The 23,884-nt window shown below is 67.8% G+C and carries 23 protein-coding genes; 20 read left to right on the top strand and 3 right to left on the bottom strand.

What is annotated here, in order from left to right; all coding sequences use genetic code 11:
- Nucleotides 1-175 precede the first annotated feature (175 nt).
- The 5 genes from hexR (at nucleotide 176) to DOM33_RS10845 (ending at nucleotide 4,768) form a co-directional block, all read left to right on the top strand.
- The gene (gene hexR, locus DOM33_RS10865) at nucleotides 176-1,033 is read left to right on the top strand and encodes a transcriptional regulator HexR (RefSeq protein WP_110668894.1); all 858 of its coding nucleotides are present in this window, start codon (nucleotides 176-178) and stop codon (nucleotides 1,031-1,033) included.
- A 180-nt stretch (nucleotides 1,034-1,213) separates the two neighbouring features.
- Nucleotides 1,214-2,065 (top strand): putative selenate ABC transporter substrate-binding protein, encoded by an 852-nt coding sequence (locus DOM33_RS10860; RefSeq protein ID WP_110668892.1) that lies wholly within the window; start codon nucleotides 1,214-1,216, stop codon nucleotides 2,063-2,065.
- 55 nt (nucleotides 2,066-2,120) lie between these two features.
- Nucleotides 2,121-2,834 carry an ATP-binding cassette domain-containing protein gene (locus DOM33_RS10855; protein WP_110668890.1) on the top strand — a complete coding sequence of 238 codons (714 nt, stop codon included), beginning with the start codon at nucleotides 2,121-2,123 and terminating at the stop codon, nucleotides 2,832-2,834.
- Nucleotides 2,831-4,339, top strand: a complete 1,509-nt coding sequence (locus DOM33_RS10850) for a PhnE/PtxC family ABC transporter permease (RefSeq protein ID WP_239495338.1) — start codon at nucleotides 2,831-2,833, stop codon at nucleotides 4,337-4,339. The genes DOM33_RS10855 and DOM33_RS10850 overlap by 4 nt, the downstream gene beginning before the upstream one ends.
- A 177-nt stretch (nucleotides 4,340-4,516) precedes the next feature.
- The gene (locus tag DOM33_RS10845; RefSeq protein ID WP_110668886.1) at nucleotides 4,517-4,768 is read left to right on the top strand and encodes a hypothetical protein; all 252 of its coding nucleotides are present in this window, start codon (nucleotides 4,517-4,519) and stop codon (nucleotides 4,766-4,768) included.
- A 170-nt stretch (nucleotides 4,769-4,938) separates the two neighbouring features.
- On the opposite strand, the gene DOM33_RS10840 is transcribed toward DOM33_RS10845, so the two are convergent.
- Nucleotides 4,939-5,691, bottom strand: coding sequence for a Crp/Fnr family transcriptional regulator (locus DOM33_RS10840; RefSeq protein WP_110668884.1), 753 nt, complete (start codon nucleotides 5,689-5,691; stop codon nucleotides 4,939-4,941).
- A gap of 540 nt (nucleotides 5,692-6,231) precedes the next feature.
- On the opposite strand from DOM33_RS10840, the gene DOM33_RS10835 reads away from it, so the two are divergent.
- From DOM33_RS10835 to DOM33_RS10765, 15 genes are all read left to right on the top strand, one after another.
- Nucleotides 6,232-7,056, top strand: a complete 825-nt coding sequence (locus DOM33_RS10835) for a manganese catalase family protein (protein WP_110668882.1) — start codon at nucleotides 6,232-6,234, stop codon at nucleotides 7,054-7,056.
- Between the two features lie 483 nt (nucleotides 7,057-7,539).
- The gene (locus DOM33_RS10830; protein ID WP_239495337.1) at nucleotides 7,540-8,235 is read left to right on the top strand and encodes a beta-ketoacyl synthase chain length factor; all 696 of its coding nucleotides are present in this window, start codon (nucleotides 7,540-7,542) and stop codon (nucleotides 8,233-8,235) included.
- A 56-nt stretch (nucleotides 8,236-8,291) separates the two neighbouring features.
- A complete protein-coding gene (locus DOM33_RS10825) occupies nucleotides 8,292-8,555 on the top strand; it encodes a phosphopantetheine-binding protein (RefSeq protein WP_110668878.1) in 264 nt (87 codons plus the stop codon).
- A 19-nt stretch (nucleotides 8,556-8,574) separates the two neighbouring features.
- Nucleotides 8,575-9,150, top strand: coding sequence for a COG4648 family protein (locus DOM33_RS10820; RefSeq protein ID WP_110668876.1), 576 nt, complete (start codon nucleotides 8,575-8,577; stop codon nucleotides 9,148-9,150).
- Nucleotides 9,147-10,874, top strand: a complete 1,728-nt coding sequence (locus DOM33_RS10815; RefSeq protein WP_110668874.1) for an ApeI family dehydratase — start codon at nucleotides 9,147-9,149, stop codon at nucleotides 10,872-10,874. The genes DOM33_RS10820 and DOM33_RS10815 overlap by 4 nt, the downstream gene beginning before the upstream one ends.
- Nucleotides 10,864-11,619, top strand: coding sequence for a glycosyltransferase family 2 protein (locus DOM33_RS10810; protein ID WP_110668872.1), 756 nt, complete (start codon nucleotides 10,864-10,866; stop codon nucleotides 11,617-11,619). Before DOM33_RS10815 ends, DOM33_RS10810 begins: the two co-directional genes overlap by 11 nt.
- Entirely contained in the window at nucleotides 11,616-12,620 is a 1,005-nt protein-coding gene (locus DOM33_RS10805; protein WP_110668870.1) for a glycosyl transferase, read from the top strand. Before DOM33_RS10810 ends, DOM33_RS10805 begins: the two co-directional genes overlap by 4 nt.
- A gap of 44 nt (nucleotides 12,621-12,664) precedes the next feature.
- The gene (locus tag DOM33_RS10800) at nucleotides 12,665-13,360 is read left to right on the top strand and encodes a LolA family protein (RefSeq protein ID WP_162617957.1); all 696 of its coding nucleotides are present in this window, start codon (nucleotides 12,665-12,667) and stop codon (nucleotides 13,358-13,360) included.
- Nucleotides 13,357-15,723 (top strand): MMPL family transporter, encoded by a 2,367-nt coding sequence (locus DOM33_RS10795; RefSeq protein WP_204352668.1) that lies wholly within the window; start codon nucleotides 13,357-13,359, stop codon nucleotides 15,721-15,723. Before DOM33_RS10800 ends, DOM33_RS10795 begins: the two co-directional genes overlap by 4 nt.
- Nucleotides 15,720-16,988, top strand: coding sequence for an NAD(P)/FAD-dependent oxidoreductase (locus DOM33_RS10790; RefSeq protein ID WP_110668865.1), 1,269 nt, complete (start codon nucleotides 15,720-15,722; stop codon nucleotides 16,986-16,988). The genes DOM33_RS10795 and DOM33_RS10790 overlap by 4 nt, the downstream gene beginning before the upstream one ends.
- Nucleotides 16,985-17,689, top strand: a complete 705-nt coding sequence (locus DOM33_RS10785) for a DUF3261 domain-containing protein (RefSeq protein WP_110668863.1) — start codon at nucleotides 16,985-16,987, stop codon at nucleotides 17,687-17,689. Before DOM33_RS10790 ends, DOM33_RS10785 begins: the two co-directional genes overlap by 4 nt.
- Nucleotides 17,686-18,882, top strand: a complete 1,197-nt coding sequence (locus DOM33_RS10780; RefSeq protein WP_110668861.1) for a beta-ketoacyl-ACP synthase — start codon at nucleotides 17,686-17,688, stop codon at nucleotides 18,880-18,882. The genes DOM33_RS10785 and DOM33_RS10780 overlap by 4 nt, the downstream gene beginning before the upstream one ends.
- Nucleotides 18,879-19,388: a hotdog family protein gene (locus tag DOM33_RS10775; RefSeq protein ID WP_162617956.1), complete on the top strand. Its 510-nt coding sequence runs from the start codon at nucleotides 18,879-18,881 to the stop codon at nucleotides 19,386-19,388. Before DOM33_RS10780 ends, DOM33_RS10775 begins: the two co-directional genes overlap by 4 nt.
- Complete coding sequence (fabG, locus tag DOM33_RS10770; RefSeq protein WP_110668859.1) at nucleotides 19,385-20,185, top strand: 3-oxoacyl-ACP reductase FabG; 801 nt, start codon at nucleotides 19,385-19,387, stop codon at nucleotides 20,183-20,185. Before DOM33_RS10775 ends, fabG begins: the two co-directional genes overlap by 4 nt.
- Nucleotides 20,186-20,358: 173 nt before the next feature.
- The gene (locus DOM33_RS10765; protein ID WP_110668857.1) at nucleotides 20,359-20,979 is read left to right on the top strand and encodes a hypothetical protein; all 621 of its coding nucleotides are present in this window, start codon (nucleotides 20,359-20,361) and stop codon (nucleotides 20,977-20,979) included.
- Between the two features lie 65 nt (nucleotides 20,980-21,044).
- Here DOM33_RS10765 and DOM33_RS10760 read toward each other — a convergent pair whose 3' ends face one another.
- Together DOM33_RS10760 and DOM33_RS10755 are read right to left on the bottom strand one after the other, a co-directional pair.
- Nucleotides 21,045-21,902, bottom strand: a complete 858-nt coding sequence (locus tag DOM33_RS10760; RefSeq protein ID WP_110668855.1) for a universal stress protein — start codon at nucleotides 21,900-21,902, stop codon at nucleotides 21,045-21,047.
- Between the two features lie 73 nt (nucleotides 21,903-21,975).
- A complete protein-coding gene (locus tag DOM33_RS10755; protein ID WP_110668852.1) occupies nucleotides 21,976-23,463 on the bottom strand; it encodes a SulP family inorganic anion transporter in 1,488 nt (495 codons plus the stop codon).
- Nucleotides 23,464-23,884: the final 421 nt, after the last annotated feature.

Below are 23,884 nucleotides of genomic sequence, written 5' to 3'. Positions count from 1 at the left end.
AAAATACGCCAATCCCGCGCGTTGCGGTACGCGGTTTCGTGATTCAGCGACGCCGATCGGCAGGCGCTTCGCTACCGACCGCCGGCTCGACTTGGCGCGAGACAGCGCCCGGGCTAGCATGCGAAGCTTTGCGTCACCGTCGTCGCTTATCGCCGCCAGGAGTCTCCCCCCGCGCATGGCCAATCACGATCTCATCGCCCGCATTCGTTCGCGCCTCGACGAACTGAATCGCTCGGAACGCAAGGTCGCCGAGGTCATCCTGAAAGACCCCGATACCGCGATCGGCATGAGCATAGCCACTCTGGCACAGGCCGCCACGGTGAGCGAACCGACCGTCAACCGCTTCTGTCGCAACTTCGACACCAAGGGCTACCCGGACTTCAAGATCCAGCTCGCCCAGAGCCTCGCCGGCGGCACCCCCTACGTCAGCCGCAGCGTGGAGCGCGACGACGACGCCAGCGCCTACACCGACAAGATCATCGGGGCGACCATCGCCGCGCTCGACGAGGCCCGGCGCAACCTCGACGCCAAACGCATCGAGCGCATCGTCGATCATCTTTCTCAGGCGCGCCAGATCAGCTTCTTCGCCCTCGGTGCCTCGGCGCCGGTCGCGTTCGACGCCCAGAACAAGTTCTTCCGCTTCAACCTGCCGGTCAGCGCCCACAGCGACGTACTGATGCAGCGCATGACCGCCGCTGCCGCCCACACCGGCGACGTCATCGTCGTGGTCTCCTACACCGGCCGCACCCGGGATCTGGTCGAGGCCGCCCAGCTTGCCCGGGACAGTGGCGCCCTGGTGATCGGGCTCACCCGGGAGGGCTCGCCGCTGGCCAAGGTGTGCAGCGAGATTCTGGCAGTGGACCTGCCGGAAGACACCGAAGTCTACATGCCGATGTCCTCGCGGATGATCCACATGGCGCTGATCGACGTGCTCGCCACCGGCGTCACCCTGCGCCGCGGCGAATCGTTCCTGCCGCACTTGAAGAAGATCAAGGAGAGCCTGCGCCCGACCAAGTTTCCGCCGGAAGCCTGAGCGGCGCGACTCGAGCGAAGGGCAGCCGCAGATCAGCGAGGTGGATTCGCTGGCGGCGTGTTTCGTCGTGTAGGCGATCACCTTGCCGCTGTCGGCGATCACCTACGACCACCGCCCCCCGCGGCGCCCGCAAAATATGTTTATCCTGACCGCCGTCTCCCCCACCCAGAGGTTGTCCCCATGCGCTGGATGCTCGCGTTTGCCCTGCTGACCGCCGGTTCGGTCGCCCACGCCGAAACCTTTCGCTTCACCGCCATTCCCGACGAAGACCAGTCGCGCCTGGTGGAGCGCTTCTCCAAGGTTGCCGACTATCTCTCCGACGAGCTCGACGTCGATGTCGAATACGTGCCGGTCACCTCCTACGGCGCGGCGGTTACCGCGTTTCGCAACGACCAGGTCCAACTGGCCTGGTTCGGCGGGCTCTCCGGCGTGCAGGCGCGCAAGCTCGTGCCCGGCTCCCAGGCGATCGCTCAGGGTGAAGAGGACGCCGCCTTTCGCAGCTACTTCATCGCCAACCGCGACAGCGGCATTCCCGAGTCGCAGGACGCGCTGCCCGAGGAGGTACGCGATCACTCCTTCACCTTCGGCGCCAAGACCTCGACCTCGGGCCGCCTGATGCCAGAACACTTCATCCGCGAGCGCTTCGACGAAGCACCGGAAGACGTCTTCTCTCGCGTCGGCTTCTCCGGCGATCACTCGCGCACCATCGCGCTGGTCGAATCCGGCACCTACGATGTCGGCGCGGTGAACTTCACCGTCTGGGACGCCGCGGTGGAGGACGACCGCGTGGATACCGACAAGGTCGAAGTCGTGTGGGAGTCGCCGACCTACCCCGACTACCAGTGGACGCTGCGTGGCGATGTCGACGAGCGCTACGGTGACGACTTCACCCAGAAGGTGACCCAGGCGCTGCTCGACATGAAGGACCCGGCACTGCTGGAGAGCTTCCCCCGCTCCGGTTTCATCCCTGCCAGCAACGACGACTACGCGCCCATCGAAGCGGTCGGCGAATCGATCGGCGTGCTGCGCTGATGCCGAACCGGCACTGCCTCATGCGCGGCTCATCGCGCCTTGTCGGTGAGTCGGCATGCCGCTGCTGAGTTTCGAAGACCTCGATCTGGGCCACGGCGCCCAGATCGTGCTGCCCAAGCTCTCGCTGTCGTTCGAGGCCGGCGAGCACGTTGCCCTGCTCGGCCAGAGCGGCGCCGGCAAGTCCACGCTGCTCACCGAGATCCGCCGCCGGCTCGCCTCTCGGGCCGCCTGGTGTCCGCAGGGGCACGGGCTGGTGCCGCTCCTCTCGGTCTATCACAACGTCTACATGGGCCGGCTGGAGCGACACTCGGCGCTTGCCAACCTGCTCAACCTGCTGCGCCCGAATCGCCAGGCGTGGCCGGTCGTCGAATCCCTCTGCGACGAACTGGGGCTGGAGGGGCTGATCCGCCGACCGGTGGCCGAACTCTCCGGCGGCCAACGCCAGCGCGTCGCCGTCGCCCGGGCGCTCTATCAGGCGCGTGACGTCTTTCTCGGTGACGAGCCCTTCGCCAGCGTCGACCCCCACCAGGCGCGGCGACTGCTCGCGCAGATCAAGCGTCGCCACGAGACCGCCATCGTCGCGCTGCATCAGCACCGGCTGGCGCTTCAGGCGTTCGATCGCGTCATCGGCCTGCGCGACGGGGGCATCATTCTCGATGCGCCCACCCGCGAGCTCGATATCGCCCACCTGGATGCGCTCTACCCCGACGCCGCCGAGTCGAATACGCGGCCCGAGACCGCCAGCGACGCACGGATCGCGGCATCGTGAGCGCGCCACCCGGCTGGCTTCGCGGCGAGAGCCCGGGGCTGACGCTGGCGCGGCGAACGCTTGCGCTAGTCGCGATCTGCGCCGTACTGCTGCCACTGGCGGATCTTCGCATCGTTGCCGCCGACCCCTGGACCGAGCTCGGCCGCATGGCGCTCGGCCTCGTCTGGCCGGCGTGGCACGCGCTCGAAAGTCCCTTCAGCGCGATTGCCCTGACCATCAGCGTGGCGCTCTGGGGCACCTTCCTGGGGGCCGTACTGGGCTTTCCGCTGGCGCTGATCTTTCATCGCTCCCGCCTGGTGCGCGGCTTCTGCGCGTTCGTCCGCGCGATCCACGAGCTCTTCTGGGCGCTGCTCTTTCTACAGGTCTTCGGGCTCTCCGCCGTGACCGCGCTGGCGGCGCTGGCGACCCCCTATGCCGGCATCTTCGCCAAGGTCTACGCCGAGATTCTCGAGCTGACGCCGCGGGCGCCGCGCGATGCCCTGCCAGAGGGGACGGGGCGCGTCTCGCGCTTTCTCTACGCCGAACTGCCGCTGGTCTGGGGGCGGCTTGCCAGCTACACCCGCTACCGTTTCGAGTGCGGTCTGCGCGCCAGCGTACTGCTGGGCTTCGTCGGGCTACCCACGCTCGGCTTCTATCTGGAGAGCGCCTTTCGCGAAGGGCGCTTCGGCGAGGCGGGCGCACTGCTGTGGCTCTTCTACGGCCTGATCGCCACGCTGCACTGGTGGGGGCACCGTCGGCTCCTACCATTGTTGATGGTGGGCGCGCTTTTCTGGCTCGGCCCGTGGCCGGAGGTCGACGGTGCCCTGCTGTGGCGCTTCGTTTCCCAGGATCTCTGGCCCGCGCCGCTGCTCGCGGGCGACATCACCGGCATGGGCACGTGGCTCGCCTCGATTCCGGATTTAGCGCCGGCGATCGTCAACACCCTGCTGCTCGCGCTGATGGGCACGGTGGGCAGTCTGGTATTCGCCCTGCTGCTCTGGCCGCTCGCCAGCCGTCATTTCGCCGGCGCAGGCGTGGGCGGCCGCTTGCAGCGGGGCGTCGGCCGGCTGGCGCTGGTGATGCTGCGCTCCACCCCGGAGCTGATGCTCGCCTTCGTCTTTCTCCTGCTGCTCGGCCCCTCGCTGCTGCCGGCATGGCTTGCCCTCTCGCTGCACAACGGCGCGCTCATTGCCTTTCTCGTCGCCCGCCACGCCGACGGCCTGAATCTCGGCATGCCGGGGCTTCCCGCTTCCGGGCGCTACGCCTACGAGCTGCTGCCAAGGCTCTACCCCAATCTGCTCGCGCTGATCTGCTACCGCGCCGAGGTCATTCTGCGCGAGACCGCCCTGCTCGGCATGCTGGGCATCGCCACGCTGGGGTTCTACATCGACTCCAGCTTCGAATACCTCATGTTCGATCAGGCCCTCTTCCTGCTACTGATCACCGCCGGACTGAACATGCTCGTCGATGCCATCTCCCGCCGCTTCCGGCCTCGCGACGTGCCGCTGGACGAGCCTTGCGCTTGAGATCCGTGCTCGAGAATCGATCAAGCAGCACCGGCCCCGAAAGCGTGCGGACAATCGATGAGCGGGGCGAAACCGCGGCGCAAACCGGGCGGCGATGCGGCAGAGTGATACAGTGAAGGAACGAATCCGTTTCGCGCCCGCTGACCATTCGGCGGGCGAACACTGGGAGATCAGCGCATGGACGAGTACGACATCGTGTTGTGGGGCGTCGAGAACGGCAAGGAAGCGCGCGTGCCCGACGCCGTCAAAGCCCACCTGAAACACGTACCGACACTGGCGGACGAGATCCATCACGGCGACATCGAAGAGATCAACGTGCTCGGCCCCAGCTATCCGCTCGAAGTCGTCGGCATCGGCGAGCCCGAGACGTCAGGCTCGGTCGCGACGGTCCACCTCAAGCAGAAAGGGCCTCTGGCGCACTACGGGTGAGCGACAACTCAAGGCCGAGTCGTAAGCGATGACCGCCGGCGGCGCGTTGTCGATGGCCTACGGCGTATCGGCGCGTGCCACGCCACCCTCATCTACAGGCTCGTTGACCGTAGGGTTGGTCGGGCGGTAGGGACAGGGCTGACGTCGGCAGGTCGAGTGGCACCGAATCATCAAAGACTTTTTGATGAAATGACATCATTCAGAAAGTGAAGGTAGCTAGGTTCGAAGTCCCCGACTTTCTTCAGTCTTTCCCAATCCTTGACGACAATTTTGGCACGATCGACTTCGAGCAAGCCATCCGCCCGAAGCGCCGCGTAGACGCGACTCATGTGAACGGAAGTGATACCGGAGGCATCCGCCAAATTCATCTGAGTAATGGGAAACTTGAACGAAAGATCCTCGGCGAGACCCACCGCTTTCAAACGGACCATCAGCTCACAGATCAAGTGCGCCACGCGGGGAAAAGCCTCGCGCTGGCCGATATTGAGCAGCCAGTCGCGATAGATCGAGGCATCCACGAGGGTTTCCCGCCACAGCGCTACCGTTAGGCGAGGCAGTTTCTCGCAGGCGCGACGCAGCTCGTCATGCGGTATGTAGCCAATCGTGCACGGGCTCAGCGTGGCGAGGCCGAAATCCATGAGACCCAGGTGCAGACTTTGAATGTCGGGAATGTCCCCCGGTACGTGGATCGCCATGATCTGGCGGCTACCGTCAGACGTCAGTTTATAGACGCAGGAAAACCCGTCGATGACGATGCAGCACTGCGAGGGGCGCTCCCCCATACGCACGATATCCTGCCCCGATTCCAGCGATACCACCTGCACGGGCAACCCTTCGATCGCCTGCGCCTCCTCCGGCGATAAGGTGTAGATACTTTTCAGTCTTCGAATCATCAACTCGTTCGGCGAGATTGAGTGCGTCATACACGGGCTCATACGGGACGGTGGGTCTAGGGTGGCTACCGCGCCAAGCTTAGTTGACCTCGGTCGATCACGCCCTGCATTCACGGCGAGGCGCCCGCCCAACGCTTGCCGCCGGCCAACGCCTCGACGCCCTGCCGTAAAGTCCGACGGCGAAATGCTCGTTCGCGACGTCACGTTCGTCTCTCGGTCGCTCGCTCGAGCACTCGTTACAGCGGTCGCTATCCAGCCGTTTCGACCCAGGATGAGCCACCGGGGTCAGCCACATCGATGCCCGCCATTGTCTCCTGCCGGCAGCGTTCAGCGCTCGAACGGTCCTATCGCTGGTACTGAGGGATCACGACAAAAAAACACCCAATCTCTCGATCGAAAATCGAGCAATCTGATGTTTGCGTGACCGCTCTGTAAGCGTATTTCGATGTTCCATCGATGCCGGCGACAATTTTCGAGCGTCTTAACGCATGTTGTCCGCCAGGCCTTTGCATAGGACTAGCGTCACGGAACGGTCGCGATCTCGCGGCCCGACACCCACGGAGTCAGGCCATGTTTCAGCATTCGTCGAAGCTTCAGTATCCGGTCAAAGTCGACAAACCCGATCCGCAGTTCGCCATGCTTTTGCAGCAGGCGATCGGCGGTATCGAGGGGGAAATTCGCGTCGCCATGCAGTACTTCTTTCAGGCGATGGGCGCACGCGGGGACGATCGAATTCGCGATCTACTCATGTCCACGGCAACGGAAGAACTGTCACACATCGAGATGCTCGGTCATGCCGTCGCCTTGAACCTGGAAGGCGCGCCGGTTTCGTATCAGGAGGAGTCGGCGAAGGATCCGATCATCAATGCGATTCTCGGTGGCGCCAATCCTCGCCACCTGCTCTCTTCCGGCCTGTCGGCCATGCCGGTGAACGCCAACGGCGTGCCTTTCGATATGAGTCACGTCTACGCGACCGGCAACATCGCCGCTGACATGATGGCCAACGTTGCCGCGGAATCGGGTGGGCGAGTACTCGCCAGCCGGCTGTACAACTGGACGAGCGACAAGGGCATGAAGGACTTCCTGTCGTTTCTCATCGCCCGCGATACCTACCATCAACAGCAGTGGCTGGCCGTCATCGAGGAACTGGGCGGCTTCGAAAAGAATTTGCCGATCCCCAATTCCACGCCGGAAGCGCACGAGGCCACTGAGCACTCCTATTACTATCTCAATACGTTGACCGACAAAGAGGCCCCACTGGGCCGATGGAATCAGGGTCCCTCCCTCGACGGCCGGGGCGAGTACTCGACCCAGCAGCCGCCGAAGCCGCTGGGACAAGAACCCAGCCTGGGCAAGGCTCGCGAGAATTCCGGCGCTCAGAACGAACAGATGTGACCGAAGCGCTGAGATAGCATCTCGAAACCCGTCCCCTGGGACGGGTTTTTCCATTGCGGCCCCGCTGGCGCCGACACTTCTCCTCGATGAGTCACTTGTTCGATACCCCATCACTCGCCGCCGGTGGCCCGCCGGAAGACGACTCGCGCGTTCAAACGATTCGATAACCCTTGGCCAGCCAAGTGACCCGGGCTTCGGTTTCTCTAAAAACTAACCTGGGTTAATTCGACTGAGAGGATGTTAACGGTAGGCTTGCCCCGCCCGCGGAATCGTCCTTCCCGGGTGCGCCGGATTTCGGTCCGGCGCCTTATCTGCCCCCGCCGTCTACCGCCGATCGACGACGCCGTCGCATCCGCTCCCGATCGCCGGCTGTCAACGTTCACCGACACAGCCAGTGCCACGAATGCATAAAGCTTGCACCGAGGCGGTGCCGCTTTCCGTTATGATACGTAACCCTAAAGCCATGGGATCTCGACGCGGGCAATGACGGAGCTCTTTCTACACGACTGGCGCGGCTGGACGCCGATGCGCGACGTACCGACCGATACGCGACTCGACAGCGCCGCCAAGCCCGCCGGCGGCAGCGTCCCGGCGATGCTGCGCCGCCGGCTCAATCTCGTCGGCCGGGCGGTGTGCGACATGCTTCCGGCACTCGACCCGGAGGCCAACCGCGTCGTGCTCCACGCCTCTCGCCACGGCGACGGCGACCGCACGCTGGAGCTCCTCTACACGCTGGCCGAGAACGATCCGATCTCGCCGGCCCGCTTCGGGCTCTCGGTACACAACGCCATCGTCGGCGTCTATTCGATCGCCAGCGACAGCCGCCGCAGCCAGCAGGCGATCGCCGCCAGCGGCGCGGAGTGGGCGGCTCTGACCATTGAGGCCCGCGGCTATCTCGCCGACGGTGAAGACGAGGTGCTGGTCGTCTTCGCCGATCAGCCGGTGCCGGCCCGCTTCGCCGCCTACGCCCCCGAGACGCCGCCCGCCGCGGTGGCGCTCAGGCTCGGGGCACGCCCGGCGCCCGGTTCGCATCGGCTGGTGGTATCGAACGACGCCGCCGTCGACACGCCCCGTCCGCCGCAGCCGCTGGACGTGATCGACTGGCTTTTGGCCACAGACGACGCCACTCTCGCCTGTCCGATGACGCATCGCCGCTGGCAGCTCGCCGCGTCGACGTGAACCGCCGAACTCGACATCCTCTACCCAAGACTTTCAATGACAGGGATCGCTAGACCATGACCACCCCGCTGGAGCACGAACTCAAGGAGATGATCATCGAGAGCCTGGAGCTCGAAGACGTCACCCCGGAGGACATCGATCCCGAAGAGCCGCTGTTCGTCGAGGGGCTGGGGCTCGACTCCATCGATGCGCTGGAATTGGGTCTGGCCCTGCAGAAACGCTACGGCATCACGCTGGAGTCCGACGGCGAGGCGTCCCGCGAGCACTTCGCCAATCTCAAGAGTCTGGCCGCGCTGGTCGAAGCGCGCCGAGTGAAGTGACGCAGCGGCGCTCAGCGTCATGATGTCGACCGCCTCGCCCACCCCGCGCCGCCTGCTGTGGCTGCTGGCCGCGCTGCTCGGCCTCGCCTGGCCGCTGTTGGCGCATGCGCTGCTGCCGCGCTACGGGGCCTGGCCGCTGCTGATCGCGGTCACGGCACTGGCGTGGTGGCGTCTGCCAACGGGTAAGCGTCGCTGGGGCTGGGGGCTGGTCGCCCTGCTTGGCCTGCTGTGGCTGACCGGCGGCGCCGAGCTGGGCCTGCGTCTCTGGCCCGTGCTGATCAATCTCGCCCTGCTCGCGCTCTTCGCGCACGGGCGTCGCTATCCGCCCTCCCCGATCGAGCGCCTCGCCCGCCGCCAGGAGCCGGCGCTGCCGCCGCATGCGGTGCGCTACGTTCGCGGTGTGACGACGGTCTGGTGCGTTTTCTTCGCGCTCAACGCGGCGATGGCACTCGTCACTGCGCTCTACGCCGACCTCGCGCTGTGGAGCCTTTACAACGGGATGATCGTCTACGCCCTGATGGCACTGCTTTTCGCCGGCGAATGGTGCGTGCGTCAGCGCGTCAAACGCCGCAACGACCCGACGAGGATGGCATGAGCTTTCGCGAACTCCGCGCCCGCCCCTGGCGCGACCGCAGCAACGAGACACCGCTGGTCTGGTGCCCGCCCCACGGCGATGCGCCGGGGCGCGAGCTCGCGCTGTCGGCCTGGCATCGGCGCGTCGGCGCCTGGCAGGCGCTGCTCGCAAGCCTCGATGACGGGCGTGGCGCCTGGCTGCTGTTCGAGCCCGACCCGGTGGAATTCAGCGCGGCGCTGGTCGCCATCTGGGAGCGCGGCGAGGCGGCGATCCTGCCGGCGGACAACCAGCCGGAAACCGTCCGGCGGCTCGCCGAGCAAGGCGTCGCCCTCGGTGAAATACCCGGTGCCCCCCGCGCGGGGGCGGATCGCGCCCCGCAGTGGTCGGATCGCCCGCTTCCCGAGATCGCCGTGACGCTGTTCACCTCTGGCTCCACCGGCGCGCCCCAGCGACTGGTCAAGACGTTTGCCCAGCTCGATGCCGAACTCGCCACCCAGGCCGCGCTCTGGCCGCAGGCCGGATGCCGGGTGATCAGCCAGGTGAGCCACCAGCACATCTACGGACTCTTCTTCGCGCTGATGCGCCCGCTCTGCGAAGACGCCACGCTCGTCGCCGACACCTGCCGCTACCCGGAGACGCTCAACGCCTGGCTCGACGCCTGTGCCAGAGACACGAAGCCGGCGGTGGTGATCAGCGCCCCGCCGGCGCTCTCCCGGCTGCCGGAAACGCTCGCCTGGCAGCCGGGCGCACGCTCGCTCCGACACGTCTACAGCTCAGGCGCGCCGCTTGCCCGCGCCGACAGCGACCGTGCCCGGGCACTGCTCGCCACGCCGGTTCACGAGGTCTACGGTAGCTCCGAGACCGGTGGCATCGGCTGGCGCATCCAGCAGCAGGGCGAAGCCTGGACGCCACTGCCCGGTGTGCATATCGAGTGCGACGAGGCGCAGCGGCTGTGGCTCGACTCGCCGCATCTCGCCACCGGCGGCTGGCAGCGCCAGGCGGATCGCATCCAGCGCCTCCCCGATAGCAACGATTTTCTGCTGCTCGGGCGCGCCGACCCGGTGGCCAAGATCGGCGGCAAGCGTCTCTCGCTCGCCGCCATGGACCGGGCGCTCGGCGCACTCGATGGCGTCGAGCGCGCCATGAGCCTGCCACTGCAGCGCCGCGAGCTGCGTCTGGCGGCGGTGGTCGCGCTGTCTCCCCAGTGCGTGCCGCAGCATCACGCCGAGCACCGCGCGCTGGTGCGTGACCTGCGACGGCAGCTGGCCGCCGAGTTCGAACCCGCGCTACTGCCACGCTACTGGCGCTTCGTCTCGACCTGGCCGACCAATGCCCAGGGCAAGCTCGACGCCGCTATCCGCCAGCGGCTCTTTGCCGATCTCGACGATCGCCGCGTACCGCGCTGGCTCGGCGAGGAGGCCGTGGCCGACGGCTTTCGTGTCACGCTCGAGGTCCCGGAGCGCTGCCAGTTTCTCGACGGCCACTTCGACGGCCAGCCGGTACTGCCCGGCGTCGCGCTGGTGCACTGGGCGATGACGCTCGCCGCCCGGCTGTTCGCCGGCCCCATCACCTTTGCCGGGCTCGAGCGGCTGCGCTTCACCTCGCCGCTGCTACCCGGGGATCGCTTCACGATGACGCTGACCCGCAGGTCGGGGACGCCGAAGCTGCATCTGCGCTGCGAAGGGGGGCGCGGCGAGCACGCCAGCGGCCGACTCGCGCTGACGGGAGAGGCTCATGACACCTGACGCCCCGGCCCGTACGCTCGTCATCGTCCCCGTCTACAACCACGCCGAGGCGATCGGCGAGACCGTAGTCGGGCTGCGCCAGCATCTGGGCCTGCCGATTCTGCTGGTCGACGACGGGTCGGATCTGGCCTGCGCCGCGGTGCTCGAACGTCTCGCGACCCAGCCAGACGTCGCGCTGATTCGTCAGTCGCGCAATCGCGGCAAGGGCGCCGCGGTGCGCGCCGGACTTACTTACGCCGCCGAGCGCGGCATGACCCACGCGCTGCAGGTGGATGCCGACGGCCAGCACGAGCCGGCGGATCTGCCGGCATTCGTCCGCGATCTCACGGCCGGCGACGAAACGCTCACCATCGGCTATCCCCGCTTTGACGACAGCGTACCCCGCCACCGCTTCTACGGCCGCTATCTGACCCACTCGCTGGTCTGGCTCGCCACGCTGTCACTGACGCTCAGAGACACCATGTGCGGCGCCAAGCTCTATCCGGTGACGGCGACCAACCGACTGCTGGCGCGACACGCCTGCGGCGATCGCATGGAACTCGACAGCGAGCTGCCGGTGCGCTGGCTCTGGCAGGGCGGCGCGGTTCGCAATCTGCCGGTGCAGGTGCGCTACCCCCTCGATGGCGTCTCCCACTTCGCCCTGGTGCGGGACAACGTGCGCCTGGCCTTCATGCACCTGCGCCTGGTCGGCGGCATGCTACTGCGGCTGCCCAAGCTGTTAACCGTCCGAGGCGAGAAACCATGACGCCACCCCCCAACAGCAACCCGCATCACTGGTCGCGCATCCGCGAGACCGGCAGCGCCACTGGCATCCGCACCATGGTGTGGATTCGTCGCCACCTGGGGCGCGCACCGTTTCAAGTGATGCTGGCGCTGGTGGTCGGCTACTACTATCTCGCCCACGGTCTGCATCGACGCACGTCGCGCACCTACCTCACTCGGCTCTGGCACCATCTCCATGGATGCGCGCCGCGCAACCTGGCGTGGCTCGGGCTGCGCCACTTCTGGCACTTCGGCCAGAGTCTGATCGACAAGATCGAGGCCTGGAGCGGCATTCCCCCCCGGCTGCGCTTCGAGGCGGGGGCGCGGGAGCGCTTTCTGACGGCGGTGGGCAGCGGTCGTGGCGGTGTCATCCTGGTGTCCCACGTCGGCAACATCGAAGTCTGCACCGCGATGAGTGACCTGCGCGAAGAGTTCCACGCGACACTATTGATGCACACCCACAACGCCCAACAGTTCGACTCGGTGCTGGCACGCGCCACACATCGCAAGAACCCGCCGGAGATCGTGGAGGTCAGTCAGATCACGCCGTCCACCGCCATGCGCCTCGGTCAGCGCATCGCCGATGGCGGTTTCGTGGTGATCGCCGCCGATCGCGTGCCGATCAGCGACGACGGCCGAGCCCGCCAGCGCGAGTTTCTCGGTCACCCGGCGCCGTTCCCCGAAGGCCCCTTCTGGCTCTCGACGCTGCTGCGCTGTCCGGTCTACACCCTCGGCTGCTTCCGCGAGACCGGCCACGCTGACGGTGGCGCGTCGCGCGGCACGCCGGGCTACCGGGTGGCGTTCGACGCGTTCGACGATACCGCCGCGCTCTCGCGGCGCGAGCGCGAAGCGTGGATCGATACGGCCATGGATCGCTATGTCGACTGGCTGACTCGCCAATGCGAAACCACGCCGCTGCAGTGGTTCAATTTTTTCCCGTTCTGGCACGACGACCCCGACGCCCAGCCCACGGCGACCGAGTGAGGCGTCGCTCGCCGGGTCATTCCTCTTTTGACAGGACCCACGCCATGCGCCCAGGAACACACTCTCTGCCACGTCTCGCCTGGCGGTTCAGCGCTAGGCTGAAGAGCGAGACGCTGATCAGCGCCATGCGGATGAGCGTCATGCGGATGAGCGCCATGCGGATGAGCGCCATGCCGATGAGCGCCATGCTGATGAGCGCTATGCTGGCGGGCCTGGCACTGGCCAGTCCGGCGGCTGCCGCCGATGCGTTCGATCTCGACGCACTGCAGCGTGAGCTGAATCAGGCGCCGTCGGTGACGGGGCGCTTCGAGCAGCAACGCGAACTCGCCGACCTCGATGCCACCATGACCAGCCGTGGCCACTTTCGTTTCGAGCGCGGCGAACGGGTCGTCTGGCAGCTCGAGCAGCCGGTAGAGGAGCGCATCACTCTCACCCCGGAGGCAATCGTCAGCGAAAGCGGCGACCGTGCCCCGCCGGGCGGCGAGCAGGTCGCAAGGCTCTTTCTCGAGCTGCTCGAGGGTAACTGGGCCTCGCTCGAGTCGCGCTTCGCGATCGCGCTCGTCGGCAGCGCCGAGGACTGGCAAGTGACCCTCACGCCGAAAGCCGAGGCGCTGGCCCGGCGCATCCGCGAGATCCATCTCAGCGGTGGTGAGTCCGTCGACACCCTCGAGATGCACGCGCCGAACGGCGACCAATTGCGGGTTCGCCTCTTCGACCAGACGCCGATCCCGGCACCATGACGAACGCGGGCTACCGTTGTCTCGGCCATCTCTGGCTGGGTGTACTGGCGCTGTGTGCCCTGTGGCTGGGCATCATGCTGCGCGACGGCCTGCCGGCGGACTCGGACCTTACCGCCCTGCTCCCCGCCGACCGCCAGGCGCCGCTGGTCGAGGCCGCGGACCGCCAGCTCGGGCGCAGCTTCGAGGATCGTTTTCTCCTTTTGCTGCGCGCCGATGAGCGGGTCGCAGCGACGCAGGCACTGGGTAACGCGCTCGAACAGCGCATGGCGGAGGGGACGCTGGCGAGACTCGACTGGCGCGCGCTCGACCTGGCCGACCGCGACCCGCGGGACTGGATGGGCGAGTGGCGCTACCGCCTGCTCACGCCCGCCTGGCAGCAGGCCATCGACGCCGATGGCGGCGACACGCTAGTGGCGCCCGCGCTGCGCCGGCTCTTCTCGCCGACTGCCCGCCCCGAGCCGGTAGCGGACCCGTTCGGGATGACCGACGCCTGGCTCGCGCGTCAGCCAACGAGCCCGATCACCGCGCGGGACGGACTGTTGACGCTCGATGCCGATCGCCAGCATGACGGTAACGGCGAACGCTTCAGCGTACTGATCGGTGAGCTTGCCGACTCGCCCTACGCCATGGGGAGCCAGCGCGCGTTGCATGAGACGCTGACGCGATTCGAGCAGGCGCACCCGGATGCCGAACTGCTGCGCTCGGGGCTCATCTTCCACGCCGGCGCCGGGGCGCGTCAGGCCAAGCGCGAGATCTCCACCATCGGGGCGGCGTCGCTGCTCGGCGTGCTGCTGATCATTGGCTACGTCTTCCGCTCACCGCGGGTGCTGGCCCAGCTGACGCTGCCGCTGCTCGCCGGCTCGCTTTTCGCACTGACGCTGACGCTCGCACTCTTCGGTCGGCTGCATCTGCTGACGCTGGCCTTCGGCGCGAGTCTCATCGGTATCGCCATCGACTACGTGCTGCATCTGCAGTGTGACCGCGCCGTCGAAGGTCGAAACTTTACCCTGCGCCGGCTGCTGCCGAGCCTGACGCTGGGTCTCGTCTCCAGCGTGGTCGCCTACGTCGCCCAAGCGCTGACGCCGATGCCGGGGCTGCGCCAGATGGCGGCCTTTGCCGCTTTCGGGCTCGTCGGCGCCTGGCTCACGGTGGTGCTGTGGCTACCGCGTTGTCGGCTGCGAGCGAGCCCCTTCACCGCCCGCTTTGCCGCGCGCTGGTGGCAACTCTGTCAACCGCGCTGGCGACCGCGCCCCTGGCTGGCAATGCTCGCCGCCGCGGCGCTGGTGACGATCTGCGCCACCCGGCTCGAGAGTGACGACAGCCTGGCGCTGCTCAACCCGTCTCCCCCGGCGATGATGCAGGAAGAGGCACGGGTGCAGACACTGCTCGAGCAGGATACCGGCAGCCGCTACCTGCTGGTCCGCGCCGCCGACGAGGACGCGCTGCTGACCCGGCTCCACCGGCTGGATGGCGCGCTGGACGCGGCGATCGCCGGCGGGCTCGGCATCGATTACCAGTCACTGGCAACCGCGGTGCCGCCCCGCGCGGTGCAGCAGGCCAACCTGGCCCGAGTGCGCAAGCTCTACGGCGCCCCGCTGGACCGGCTGATCGCGCGCGCGGGACTACCCGAGTCGACGGCGGACGCCGCCCGCGCGCGACTCGATACCGTGCCGACACTCGATCTCGAAGGCTGGCTCGCCACGCCACTGGGCGAGTTCGGGCAGCGCCTCTGGCTCGGCGAGACGCCGGCGGGCGATGTCGCCGCGATGATCGTCATCGACGGCAGGCGCGGCGCCGACACCCGTGCCGCGCTGGAAGCCATCGCCGCCGCCGAGCCGCAGACTCGCTACGTCGATCGGGTCTCCCGGCTCGGCACGCTGCTGGGCGAACTGCGCCGCCAGACTGCCGCCTGGGTGGCCGGGGCCATGGCGCTGATGGCGCTGGCGCTGGCCTGGCGTTACCGCCGCCGCGCCTGGCGAGTGATGGTGCCCCCGTTCGGCGCGACCCTGATCGTGCTGGCACTCTTTTCGCTGGCCGGCGTGCCGCTCAACCTCTTCAGCCAGCTCGGGCTGCTGCTGGTATTGGGCATCGGACTGGATGCCGGTATCTTCAACGTCGAGCATGCCCGCCGGCCCTCGGCCTGGCTGGCAATCTCGCTGTCGACGCTGACCAGCCTGCTGGCGTTCGGTACGCTTTCGTTGAGCGCCACGCCAGCGCTGCACTATCTGGGCCTGACCTGCCTGATCGGTCTGGCGAGCGTGTGGGCGCTGGTGCCCTGGGTGCGCCCGCAGGACACCGGACCCGATACGGCCGCACGCGCTCACGCCCGACCGCCATCGCCTCATCAAGGAGCGCTCGAATGACGCCATCTGCCCCCGATGTCATCGTCATCGGTGCCGGTCCCGCCGGCGCTGCCGCGGCGGCGATGCTCGCCGGCCAGGGTTGGCGCGTGCACGTCTTCGAGCGCGGGCACTTCCCGCGTTTCTCGCTGGGCGAAAGCCTGCTGCCGCGCTGCATGGCGGATCTCGAAGCCGCCGGCCTGCTGGATGCCGTGCTCGCCGGCGGCTACCAGCCGAAGAACGGCGCGGCCTTCACCCGCGACGGCCGGGAGACGGCCATCGACTTCCGTGACAAGTCCACCCCCGGCTGGGGTACCACCTTTCAGGTCGAACGCGCCGACTTCGACCGTCGCCTGATCGAGGCGGCGGCCGAGCGGGGCGCCGCGGTCACCTTCGGTGCCAGCGTCGACGCGTTCCACGCCGACCCGGTCCGCCCCCGGGTCAGTGTTTGCTACGCCGACGGCCACCGGGAGACGCTGGAGACCGGCTTCGTTCTCGATGCCAGCGGCGCCGGGCGGGTGCTGGCGCGGCTCGAACAGCTCGAGTGCGAGTCCGGACAGGCAGCGAGAAGCGCGCTCTTTACCCACGTCGATGTCGACGAGGCCACGTTGGCCCGCGACGGGTTCGATCGCGAGAAGATTCTGATCGGCGTCCACCCCGACGATGCCGGCCTCTGGTACTGGTTGATTCCGCTGGCCGACGGGTGCGCCTCGGTGGGCGTCGTCGGCGATCGCGCACGCATGGCCACCTTCGGCGAGACGCCGGCGGCGCGCTTTGCCGCACTGATCGCCGCCGAGCCGCGCTTTCGGGCGCTCCTCGAGGGTGCCCGCCACCGCCGCGAGGTAGGCGAGCTACAGGGTTATTCGACCGACGTGACGCGCCTGCACGGCCCGGGCTATGCGCTGCTGGGTAACGCGGGCGCCTTTCTCGACCCGGTCTTCTCCTCCGGCGTAACGCTGGCGCTGCGCTCGGCGTCCCTTGCCGCGCCGCTGGTGGCACGGCAGCTCGCGGGCGAAACCGTGGCGTGGGACGACGCGTTCGACGCTCCGCTGCGCCGGGGGATGGCGACGTTTCGTGCCTTTGTCGACGGCTGGTACGACGGCCGGCTGCAGTCGATCGTGTTTCACGAGAATGCGCCACCCTCGATCCAGTCGCGCATCAGCGCCATCCTCGCTGGCTACGCCTGGGACGACGCCAACCCCTTTACCCGCGAGACGGCGAAACATCTCGATACGCTTGCCGCGCTCTGTGGCCACGAACGCGCCGGGCCCGGCACGGTAACAGCATGAGACGCGGGCCCGCTGTCATCGCCATCGTCACGCTGCTGGCGCTATCGACGCTCACTGGCTGCAGCCTGTCACCGCCGGTGTCGCCCGCCCCACCGCTGGCGGCCGCGGCCAGCGAGCAGACGCTCGCCAGCCGGCTGACCTTCACCCCGAACGACACGCCGGACGACGACCGAGCCGAGCGTAAGGAGCAGACGCGAGCGGAGCGTACGGTGCAGACGCGAGCGGAGCATACGGTGCAGACGCGAGCGGAGCGTACGGTGCAGACGCGAGCGGAGCGTACGGTGCAGACGCGAGCGGAGCGTACGCTGATGGCGTTCATCCGCATCACGCCGACGGCCCTGCGTGCCGCACTCGTCACGCCCTACGGCCAGCGCCTGACCACCCTGGTACGCGACGCCGACGGCGCGCGCTTCGAGGCGGGCGACGCCCCTGGCGAGCCGCCGCTGCCGATACCGCCCGATTGGCTCGCCTCACGTCTCGAGTGGAGTCTGTGGCCGCGCGAGTCGCTCGAGCGGGCCTTCGCCGGGAGCGAGTGGTCCATCGACGAGGATGCCACCCGCCGCGAGATTCGTCGGCGCGGCACCCTGGTGGCGCGCATCACCCCGGCGCCACGCCCCGGTTCCCCCCGGACCCTGACACTCGATGACCGCGAGGGCGGTTACCGTCTGACCATCACGCCGAGGGAGGCCGATATCCCGTGAGCCAGCCCGTTCCCTGCCATCTCTCCCGCCCCGGCGTGGTGTGCTCTCTCGGCGACGAGCTCGACGCCATCAGTGAGGCGCTCTTCACCGGTCAGCGTGGCCTCGAGGCGAGCGACCGCTATTCCCCCGGCATCCTGCAGACCCTGGGCAGCGTGCGCTCGCCGCTATCCGACGACAGCGACTGGCCCACGGCCCACCGCAGCCGCAACAATCGGCTGCTCGCCCGGGCCCTCGACGGGCTGGCGGCGCCGCTGTCGAGGCTGCTGGAGACCACGCCAGCCTCGCGCATCGGCGTGGTGATCGGCACCAGTACTTCCGGCATCGCCGAAACCGAGATCGCGCTCGCCACCGCCGGTCGCGAGGGGCCGCTGCCGGAGAGCTTCGACTACGCCCGCCAGGAGCTCGGCGCACCGGCGCGCTTCATCGCCGAGCGGCTGGGGATCACCGGGCCGTGCTACGCCCTCTCGACCGCCTGCAGCTCCAGCGCGCGGGCGCTGGCCAGCGCCCGTCGCCTGCTGAGAAGCGGCGAGTGCGATGCGGTGATCGCCGGCGGGGCGGACAGCCTCTGCAAGCTGACGGTCAATGGCTTCGCCAGTCTCGACGCGGTGTCGCCGATGCCCTGCCTGCCATTCTCGCGCAACCGCCAAGGGATCAACCTGGGCGAGGCTGCCGCATTGTTCGTTGTCACGCCGAAGACGGGCGGCATTCAGCTGGCCGGCATCGGCGAGAGCAGCGACGCCCACCACATCTCCGCCCCGCGTCCCGACGGCAGCGGCGCCCGGGAGGCGATGTATCAGGCATTGGCGATGGCCGGGCTGTCGCCGAAAGCGATCGACTATCTCAACCTTCACGGCACCGCGACGACGCTCAACGACGCCATGGAAGCCGCCGCGGTGCATTCGCTCTTCGCCACGCCGCCGCCGGCGAGTTCGACCAAAGCGCTCACCGGCCATACCCTGGGCGCCGCCGGCGCGCTGGAGGCCGCCTTCTGCTGGCTGGCGCTGGCACACGGCCGGCTGCCGCGGCACGTCTACGACGGCGACTACGACCCCGAGATTCCCGCGCTGCCGCTGGTGGACCATTCCCGCGCCGCTCGCCCGCTGCGCGCGACGCTGAGCAACAGCTTCGCCTTCGGCGGCAGCAACGCCAGCCTGCTGCTGACGCGAGACGACACCGATTCCGAGGCCTCATGAGCGAGACGCTGAACGCCCGACCCGAACTGCCCTGCCCCATCGCGCCACTGGTGCCCCACGCCCGCGGCATGTGCCTGCTGGACACGCTCCAGCAGATCGACGACGACGGCGCCGTCGCCGAGGTGACGCCAAGCGCGGACGATCTCTTCGCCGACGACGCCGGTATCCCGGCCTGGGTCGGGGTGGAGTGGATCGCCCAGACGCTCGCCGGCTGGGCGGGATATCGGGCACTGGCCAGCGGCGAGGCGCCGCAGCCGGGGCTGCTGCTCGGCTGCCGGCGCTATCGCAGCGAGTCGCCGGCGTTCGCCTTCGGGCGTCGCTTTCGGGTGTCGGTTCGGGTCGATTTCGTCGCCGACAACGGCGTTACCCAGATCGAGGGCGAGATCCTCGACGCCGAGAGCGGCGACACGCTCGCCGCGGGCACGCTGACGCTCTACCGATCGCCGCTTGCCGCCGCCACCGATGAGCCATCGCTTTTCCCCTCTTCCACCGGCGAGATCGTATGAGCCTCGACACAGCTTCCCCGGACACAGCTTCCCCGGACACCGCAAGCCAGGACGCCACCGACGACGCTTCGCCAGCGCGCAGCGTGCTGGTGACCGGCGCCAACCGCGGGCTCGGCGCGGCGATCGCCCGTCGGCTGGCGCGAGACGGCTTCGACATCGTGCTCCACTGCCGCCGCCCGGGGGCGGGGATCGAGGCGGTGAAGGCGGACGTCGAGGCCGAGGGCCGGCGGACGAGACTCCTGCATTTCGACGTTCGCGAGCGCGAGCGGGTGCGTGAGGTGCTGGAGGCGGACATCGCCGCCCACGGCTGCTACTACGGCGTGATCTGCAACGCCGGCGTCACCGCCGATGCGCCCTTTCCGGCACTCGACGGCGACGCCTGGGACCGCGTGCTGCGCACCAATCTGGACGGCTTCTACAACGTGCTGCAGCCGCTGACGATGCCGATGATCCAGCGACGACAGGGAGGCCGAATCGTCACATTGTCGTCGCTCTCGGGAATGATGGGCAACCGCGGCCAGGTCAACTACAGCGCCGCCAAGGCGGGCATCATCGGCGCGACCAAGGCGCTGGCGGTGGAGCTCGCCAAGCGGCGCATCACGGTCAACTGCGTCGCCCCCGGCTGGATCGACACCGACATGACCGAGACGCTCTCACGTGACGAGCTACGGCGAACGGTCCCCATGCAGCGCACGGGGCAGGCCGAGGAGATCGCGGGGACCGTGAGCTTTCTCTGCTCGGCGGACGCGGCCTATATCACCCGGCAGGTAATCGCGGTCAACGGCGGGATGTTCTAGCCCGCACGCCCGCAATCGCTGCCGCGAGACGAGAAGTGGCGGGGTCGGGGACTACACGGCGTTGAGCGTGGGATCGGCTCGTCGCCAGAGGCCGAGAGGGGCCGCCGGCTCAAGCATCGTCGCCGCACGCCGATAACAGACGCCATCGCGGTCTCTCTCGACAGGACAACCCCATGCATTCCGGTCTTTTCATCGTGGCGCTGATCGTCGCCCTGCTGGCACTGGCCGCCGGCGGCGTGATCGCAAGCGAACTCACCTGGCCGCTGGCACCGCAGGCGCTCGCGCCGCTGGGCATCTATCTGCTGGCGCTGACGCTCGCCGGCTGGCTCTGTGTCCAGCTGGTGCTGCTCACCCGCGGCCTTGCGCGCCAGCAGCGGGCCCTTGCCGAGAGCCAGCAGGCGGTGCGCGAACAGCTCGAGTCGGCAGAACTCGCCCAACTGGTGCAGCAGTTCATCAGCCACGCGGAGGGGCTGCTGGACAAGGAGAGCCTCGACCCCAACAAGCGCAGCGTGATGCGCTGTCTATCGGTGGATGCGCTACGCGGCAATGCCGGCCGTGGCGACGTGACCTACACCCGGCTGGCAAGGCTCTTCGAGTGGCTCGACGACGAAGCCGCGCGCCACGAACACCAGCCGCATCGTCAGCGGCTGATGACGCCGACCCTGATGCACTACGCGGAGATCGCCTGGCAGCTCTGCCGCGTCGGCGAATGCCAGCCCGAAAGCCTCGGCCAGTTCCTGCGCCACCGCCCCACCCCGCCGGCGCGGGACGACGAGCGCAGCGCCAGCGAGTGACGCGGCCGCTCGCCCGGCTCGAAGGCAGAACTCACACCGCGGCTTCGCGCAAAACTCGCCCGGCTTCAGCGCAGAATGAGCGTCGCCACCTGCGAATGGCGCAGCATCGTGGTGGTCGTGCTGCCGACCAGCAGCTGGCGAATGCGCGAGTGGCCGTAGGCGCCCATGATCATCAGATCGATCTCTTCCCGCGCGGCGTAGTCGCCGAGCACCTCGTCGACCTCTCCCGCCAGCACGTCACCCTCGGCCTCGATGCCGCCCTCGCGCAGGCGATTCAGCGCCCACTCGAGCTCGGCGCGCTGATCGTCGGTGCCGGCGCCGATCATCACCACGTGGCAGACCAGTCCATTGAGCAGCGGGCTCTCGGCGATCATCTCCACGCCGCGCCGCGTGGTACGGCTGCCGTCGAAGGCGAGCAGCAGCCGCGTCGGCGCGCGGAACTCGGTCGGCGTGACCAGAATCGGTGTGTGCAGCGTGCGCACCACCCGCTCCAGGTTGCTGCCGAGATGGGGCGAGGCGTCCCGCTGCGATTCGCCCTGCTTGCCGAGCACCACCAGCCGCGCCTGCGACTCCCGCTCGACCAGCGACTCGATCAGATCCCCGTGACGCAGCGCCGTCGCCACCGAGGTCGTGGTCACTGTCTGGGCCTCGCTCTTGGCCGCACTCAGCAGTTCGCGACCGTGCTGCTGGGCGAGCGTGGCGCGCTGCTCGTCGAGCTCGGTGAGCTGGGCGCGCAGGTTCTCCCGGCTGCCGAGACCGATCTGGCCGCTGGCATCGGTACTGTCGGCGTCCCGCGGCTTGCTCAGCACGTGCAGGAGCTCCAGCGGCGCCGCAAGCCGCGCCGCCGCCCAGCTCGCGGCGGCGCAGACGCCGCTGGCGTGGGTCGAGTCGTCGATGCAGGCGAGTACGTATCGTTCGCTCATGTGCTTTCCTCGAAAAGAGAGATCGTCGGCGCGCCGAGACGATAGCCAGGCGCGCCGATTGGGGTCCGGCTCGTCAGTGCCCCATCAGCTTCTCCACCGCGTCCGGCTTGTCGTGGACGGCGAAGCGGTCGACCAGCGTGGCGCTCGCCTGATTGAGCCCGATCACCTCGACCTCGGTGCCTTCGCGGCGATACTTCACCACCACGTTGTCCAGCGCCTCGACGCCGGTGATATCCCACAGATGCGCTCGGGAGAGATCGATGGTCACGCGCTCGACCGCCTCCTTGAAATCGAAGCTCGCGGTGAAGCGGGTCGAAGAGGCGAAGAACACCTGGCCGACGACTTCATACTCGCGGGTCCGACCGCTTTCGTCCATCCGGCTGCCGACATAGAGAATCTGCCCCACCTTGTTGGCAAAGAACAACGACGCCAGCAGCACGCCGACGAGAACGCCGATCGCCAGGTTGTGGGTAGCGACCACGGTGACCACCGTAGCCAGCATGACCACGTTGGTGGAGAGCGGATGACGCTTGAGATCCCGGATCGACTGCCAGCTGAAGGTGCCGATGGAGACCATGATCATCACCGCGACCAGCGCCGCCATAGGGATCTGCGAGACCCAGTCGCCGAGGAAGACCACCAGGATCAGCAGAAAGACGCCGGCCACCAGCGTCGAGAGCCGGTTACGGCCGCCGGATTTCACGTTGATCACGGACTGGCCGATCATCGCGCAGCCCGCCATGCCGCCGAGCGCCCCGGTGACGATATTGGCAAGGCCCTGGCCCTTGCACTCGCGGTTCTTGTCGCTCGGCGTGTCGGTGAGTTCGTCGACGATGGTCGCGGTCATCATCGACTCGAGCAGACCGACGACGGCGATGCCCAGCGAGTACGGCAGGATGATCCACAGCGTTTCCAGGTTCAGCGGTACGTCCGGCCACAGGAAGACCGGTAGCGCGTCGGGCAGCTCGCCCATGTCCCCCACGGAGCGGATGTCCATGCCGGTGATCATGTAGACGGCGGTCAGCACCACGATGCAGACCAGCGGCGACGGCAGCGTCTTACCGATCACCGGCAGATAGGGGAAGAGGTAGATGATGCCGAGGCCGGCCGCCGTCATGGCGTAGACGTGCCAGGTGACGTTGGTGAGCTCGGGCAGCTGCGCCATGAAGATCAGGATCGCCAGCGCATTGACGAAGCCGGTGACCACCGAGCGCGAGACGAAGCGCATCAGCGCCCCGAGCTTCAAATAGCCGAACACGATCTGAATGACGCCGGTGAGCAGCGTCGCGGCCAACAGATACTGCAGACCGTGATCGCGCACCAGGGTGACCATCAGCAGCGCCGTCGCCCCGGTTGCCGCCGAGATCATCCCCGGACGCCCGCCGGCGAAGGCGATCACCACCGCCATGGAGAACGACGCGTAGAGGCCGATCTTGGGATCGACGCCGGCGATGATCGAGAAGGCGATCGCCTCCGGGATCAGCGCCAGCGCCACCACGGCGCCCGCGAGCACGTCGCCGCGGACGTTGGAAAACCAGTGTCGTCTTATCGTTTCATACATGGAGTGTCCCCTTCTGGAGTGTTCCCTTGTGTCAGGCAGGTACCGCCTCGTTTCCCCAGGCCAACGCCACGGCGCACGGGCGACCGAATGACGATCGCTTCCCCGCGACAGCGGATGACGCCATCTTGAAAGCCGCGCGCCGACCGTCACGGATAGTGACGGACGTGCTGTACGACGAGATTCGAAACGAGTACCGAATTGAGCGAATACGAAAAGCATCGCCGACCGGGAGAACCGGGGCGATCGAGGGCACGGACGCATCGCGTCGTGCGGGGAAGGCTGCGCTAGGGCGGAGTCATGCGAACAGTCACGCTCGTGGCGGTTGATGGCATACCGGCGAATTCTCGGCGTTGCGCCGCGGCCCGAAGGCCCGGGATCGACGGCAGTGGTCGTTGCAAGCGGCGGAGTCTACCACCGACGC

Source organism: Salinicola halophilus (genome assembly GCF_003206155.1).
Classification (GTDB): domain Bacteria; phylum Pseudomonadota; class Gammaproteobacteria; order Pseudomonadales; family Halomonadaceae; genus Salinicola; species Salinicola halophilus.
This window is presented reverse-complemented; position numbering and strand designations above follow the sequence as displayed.

Bases quoted from the DNA above. Each gene is read 5' to 3' on its own strand.
- hexR (WP_110668894.1), top strand. From the start codon at position 176: ATGGCCAATCACGATCTCATCGCCCGCATTCGTTCGCGCCTCGACGAA.
- DOM33_RS10860 (WP_110668892.1), top strand. From the start codon at position 1,214: ATGCGCTGGATGCTCGCGTTTGCCCTGCTGACCGCCGGTTCGGTCGCC.
- DOM33_RS10855 (WP_110668890.1), top strand. From the start codon at position 2,121: ATGCCGCTGCTGAGTTTCGAAGACCTCGATCTGGGCCACGGCGCCCAG.
- DOM33_RS10845 (WP_110668886.1), top strand. From the start codon at position 4,517: ATGGACGAGTACGACATCGTGTTGTGGGGCGTCGAGAACGGCAAGGAA.
- DOM33_RS10840 (WP_110668884.1), bottom strand. From the start codon at position 5,691: ATGACGCACTCAATCTCGCCGAACGAGTTGATGATTCGAAGACTGAAA.
- DOM33_RS10835 (WP_110668882.1), top strand. From the start codon at position 6,232: ATGTTTCAGCATTCGTCGAAGCTTCAGTATCCGGTCAAAGTCGACAAA.
- DOM33_RS10830 (WP_239495337.1), top strand. From the start codon at position 7,540: ATGACGGAGCTCTTTCTACACGACTGGCGCGGCTGGACGCCGATGCGC.
- DOM33_RS10825 (WP_110668878.1), top strand. From the start codon at position 8,292: ATGACCACCCCGCTGGAGCACGAACTCAAGGAGATGATCATCGAGAGC.
- DOM33_RS10820 (WP_110668876.1), top strand. From the start codon at position 8,575: ATGATGTCGACCGCCTCGCCCACCCCGCGCCGCCTGCTGTGGCTGCTG.
- DOM33_RS10815 (WP_110668874.1), top strand. From the start codon at position 9,147: ATGAGCTTTCGCGAACTCCGCGCCCGCCCCTGGCGCGACCGCAGCAAC.
- DOM33_RS10810 (WP_110668872.1), top strand. From the start codon at position 10,864: ATGACACCTGACGCCCCGGCCCGTACGCTCGTCATCGTCCCCGTCTAC.
- DOM33_RS10805 (WP_110668870.1), top strand. From the start codon at position 11,616: ATGACGCCACCCCCCAACAGCAACCCGCATCACTGGTCGCGCATCCGC.
- DOM33_RS10800 (WP_162617957.1), top strand. From the start codon at position 12,665: ATGCGCCCAGGAACACACTCTCTGCCACGTCTCGCCTGGCGGTTCAGC.
- DOM33_RS10795 (WP_204352668.1), top strand. From the start codon at position 13,357: ATGACGAACGCGGGCTACCGTTGTCTCGGCCATCTCTGGCTGGGTGTA.
- DOM33_RS10790 (WP_110668865.1), top strand. From the start codon at position 15,720: ATGACGCCATCTGCCCCCGATGTCATCGTCATCGGTGCCGGTCCCGCC.
- DOM33_RS10785 (WP_110668863.1), top strand. From the start codon at position 16,985: ATGAGACGCGGGCCCGCTGTCATCGCCATCGTCACGCTGCTGGCGCTA.
- DOM33_RS10775 (WP_162617956.1), top strand. From the start codon at position 18,879: ATGAGCGAGACGCTGAACGCCCGACCCGAACTGCCCTGCCCCATCGCG.
- fabG (WP_110668859.1), top strand. From the start codon at position 19,385: ATGAGCCTCGACACAGCTTCCCCGGACACAGCTTCCCCGGACACCGCA.
- DOM33_RS10765 (WP_110668857.1), top strand. From the start codon at position 20,359: ATGCATTCCGGTCTTTTCATCGTGGCGCTGATCGTCGCCCTGCTGGCA.
- DOM33_RS10760 (WP_110668855.1), bottom strand. From the start codon at position 21,902: ATGAGCGAACGATACGTACTCGCCTGCATCGACGACTCGACCCACGCC.
- DOM33_RS10755 (WP_110668852.1), bottom strand. From the start codon at position 23,463: ATGTATGAAACGATAAGACGACACTGGTTTTCCAACGTCCGCGGCGAC.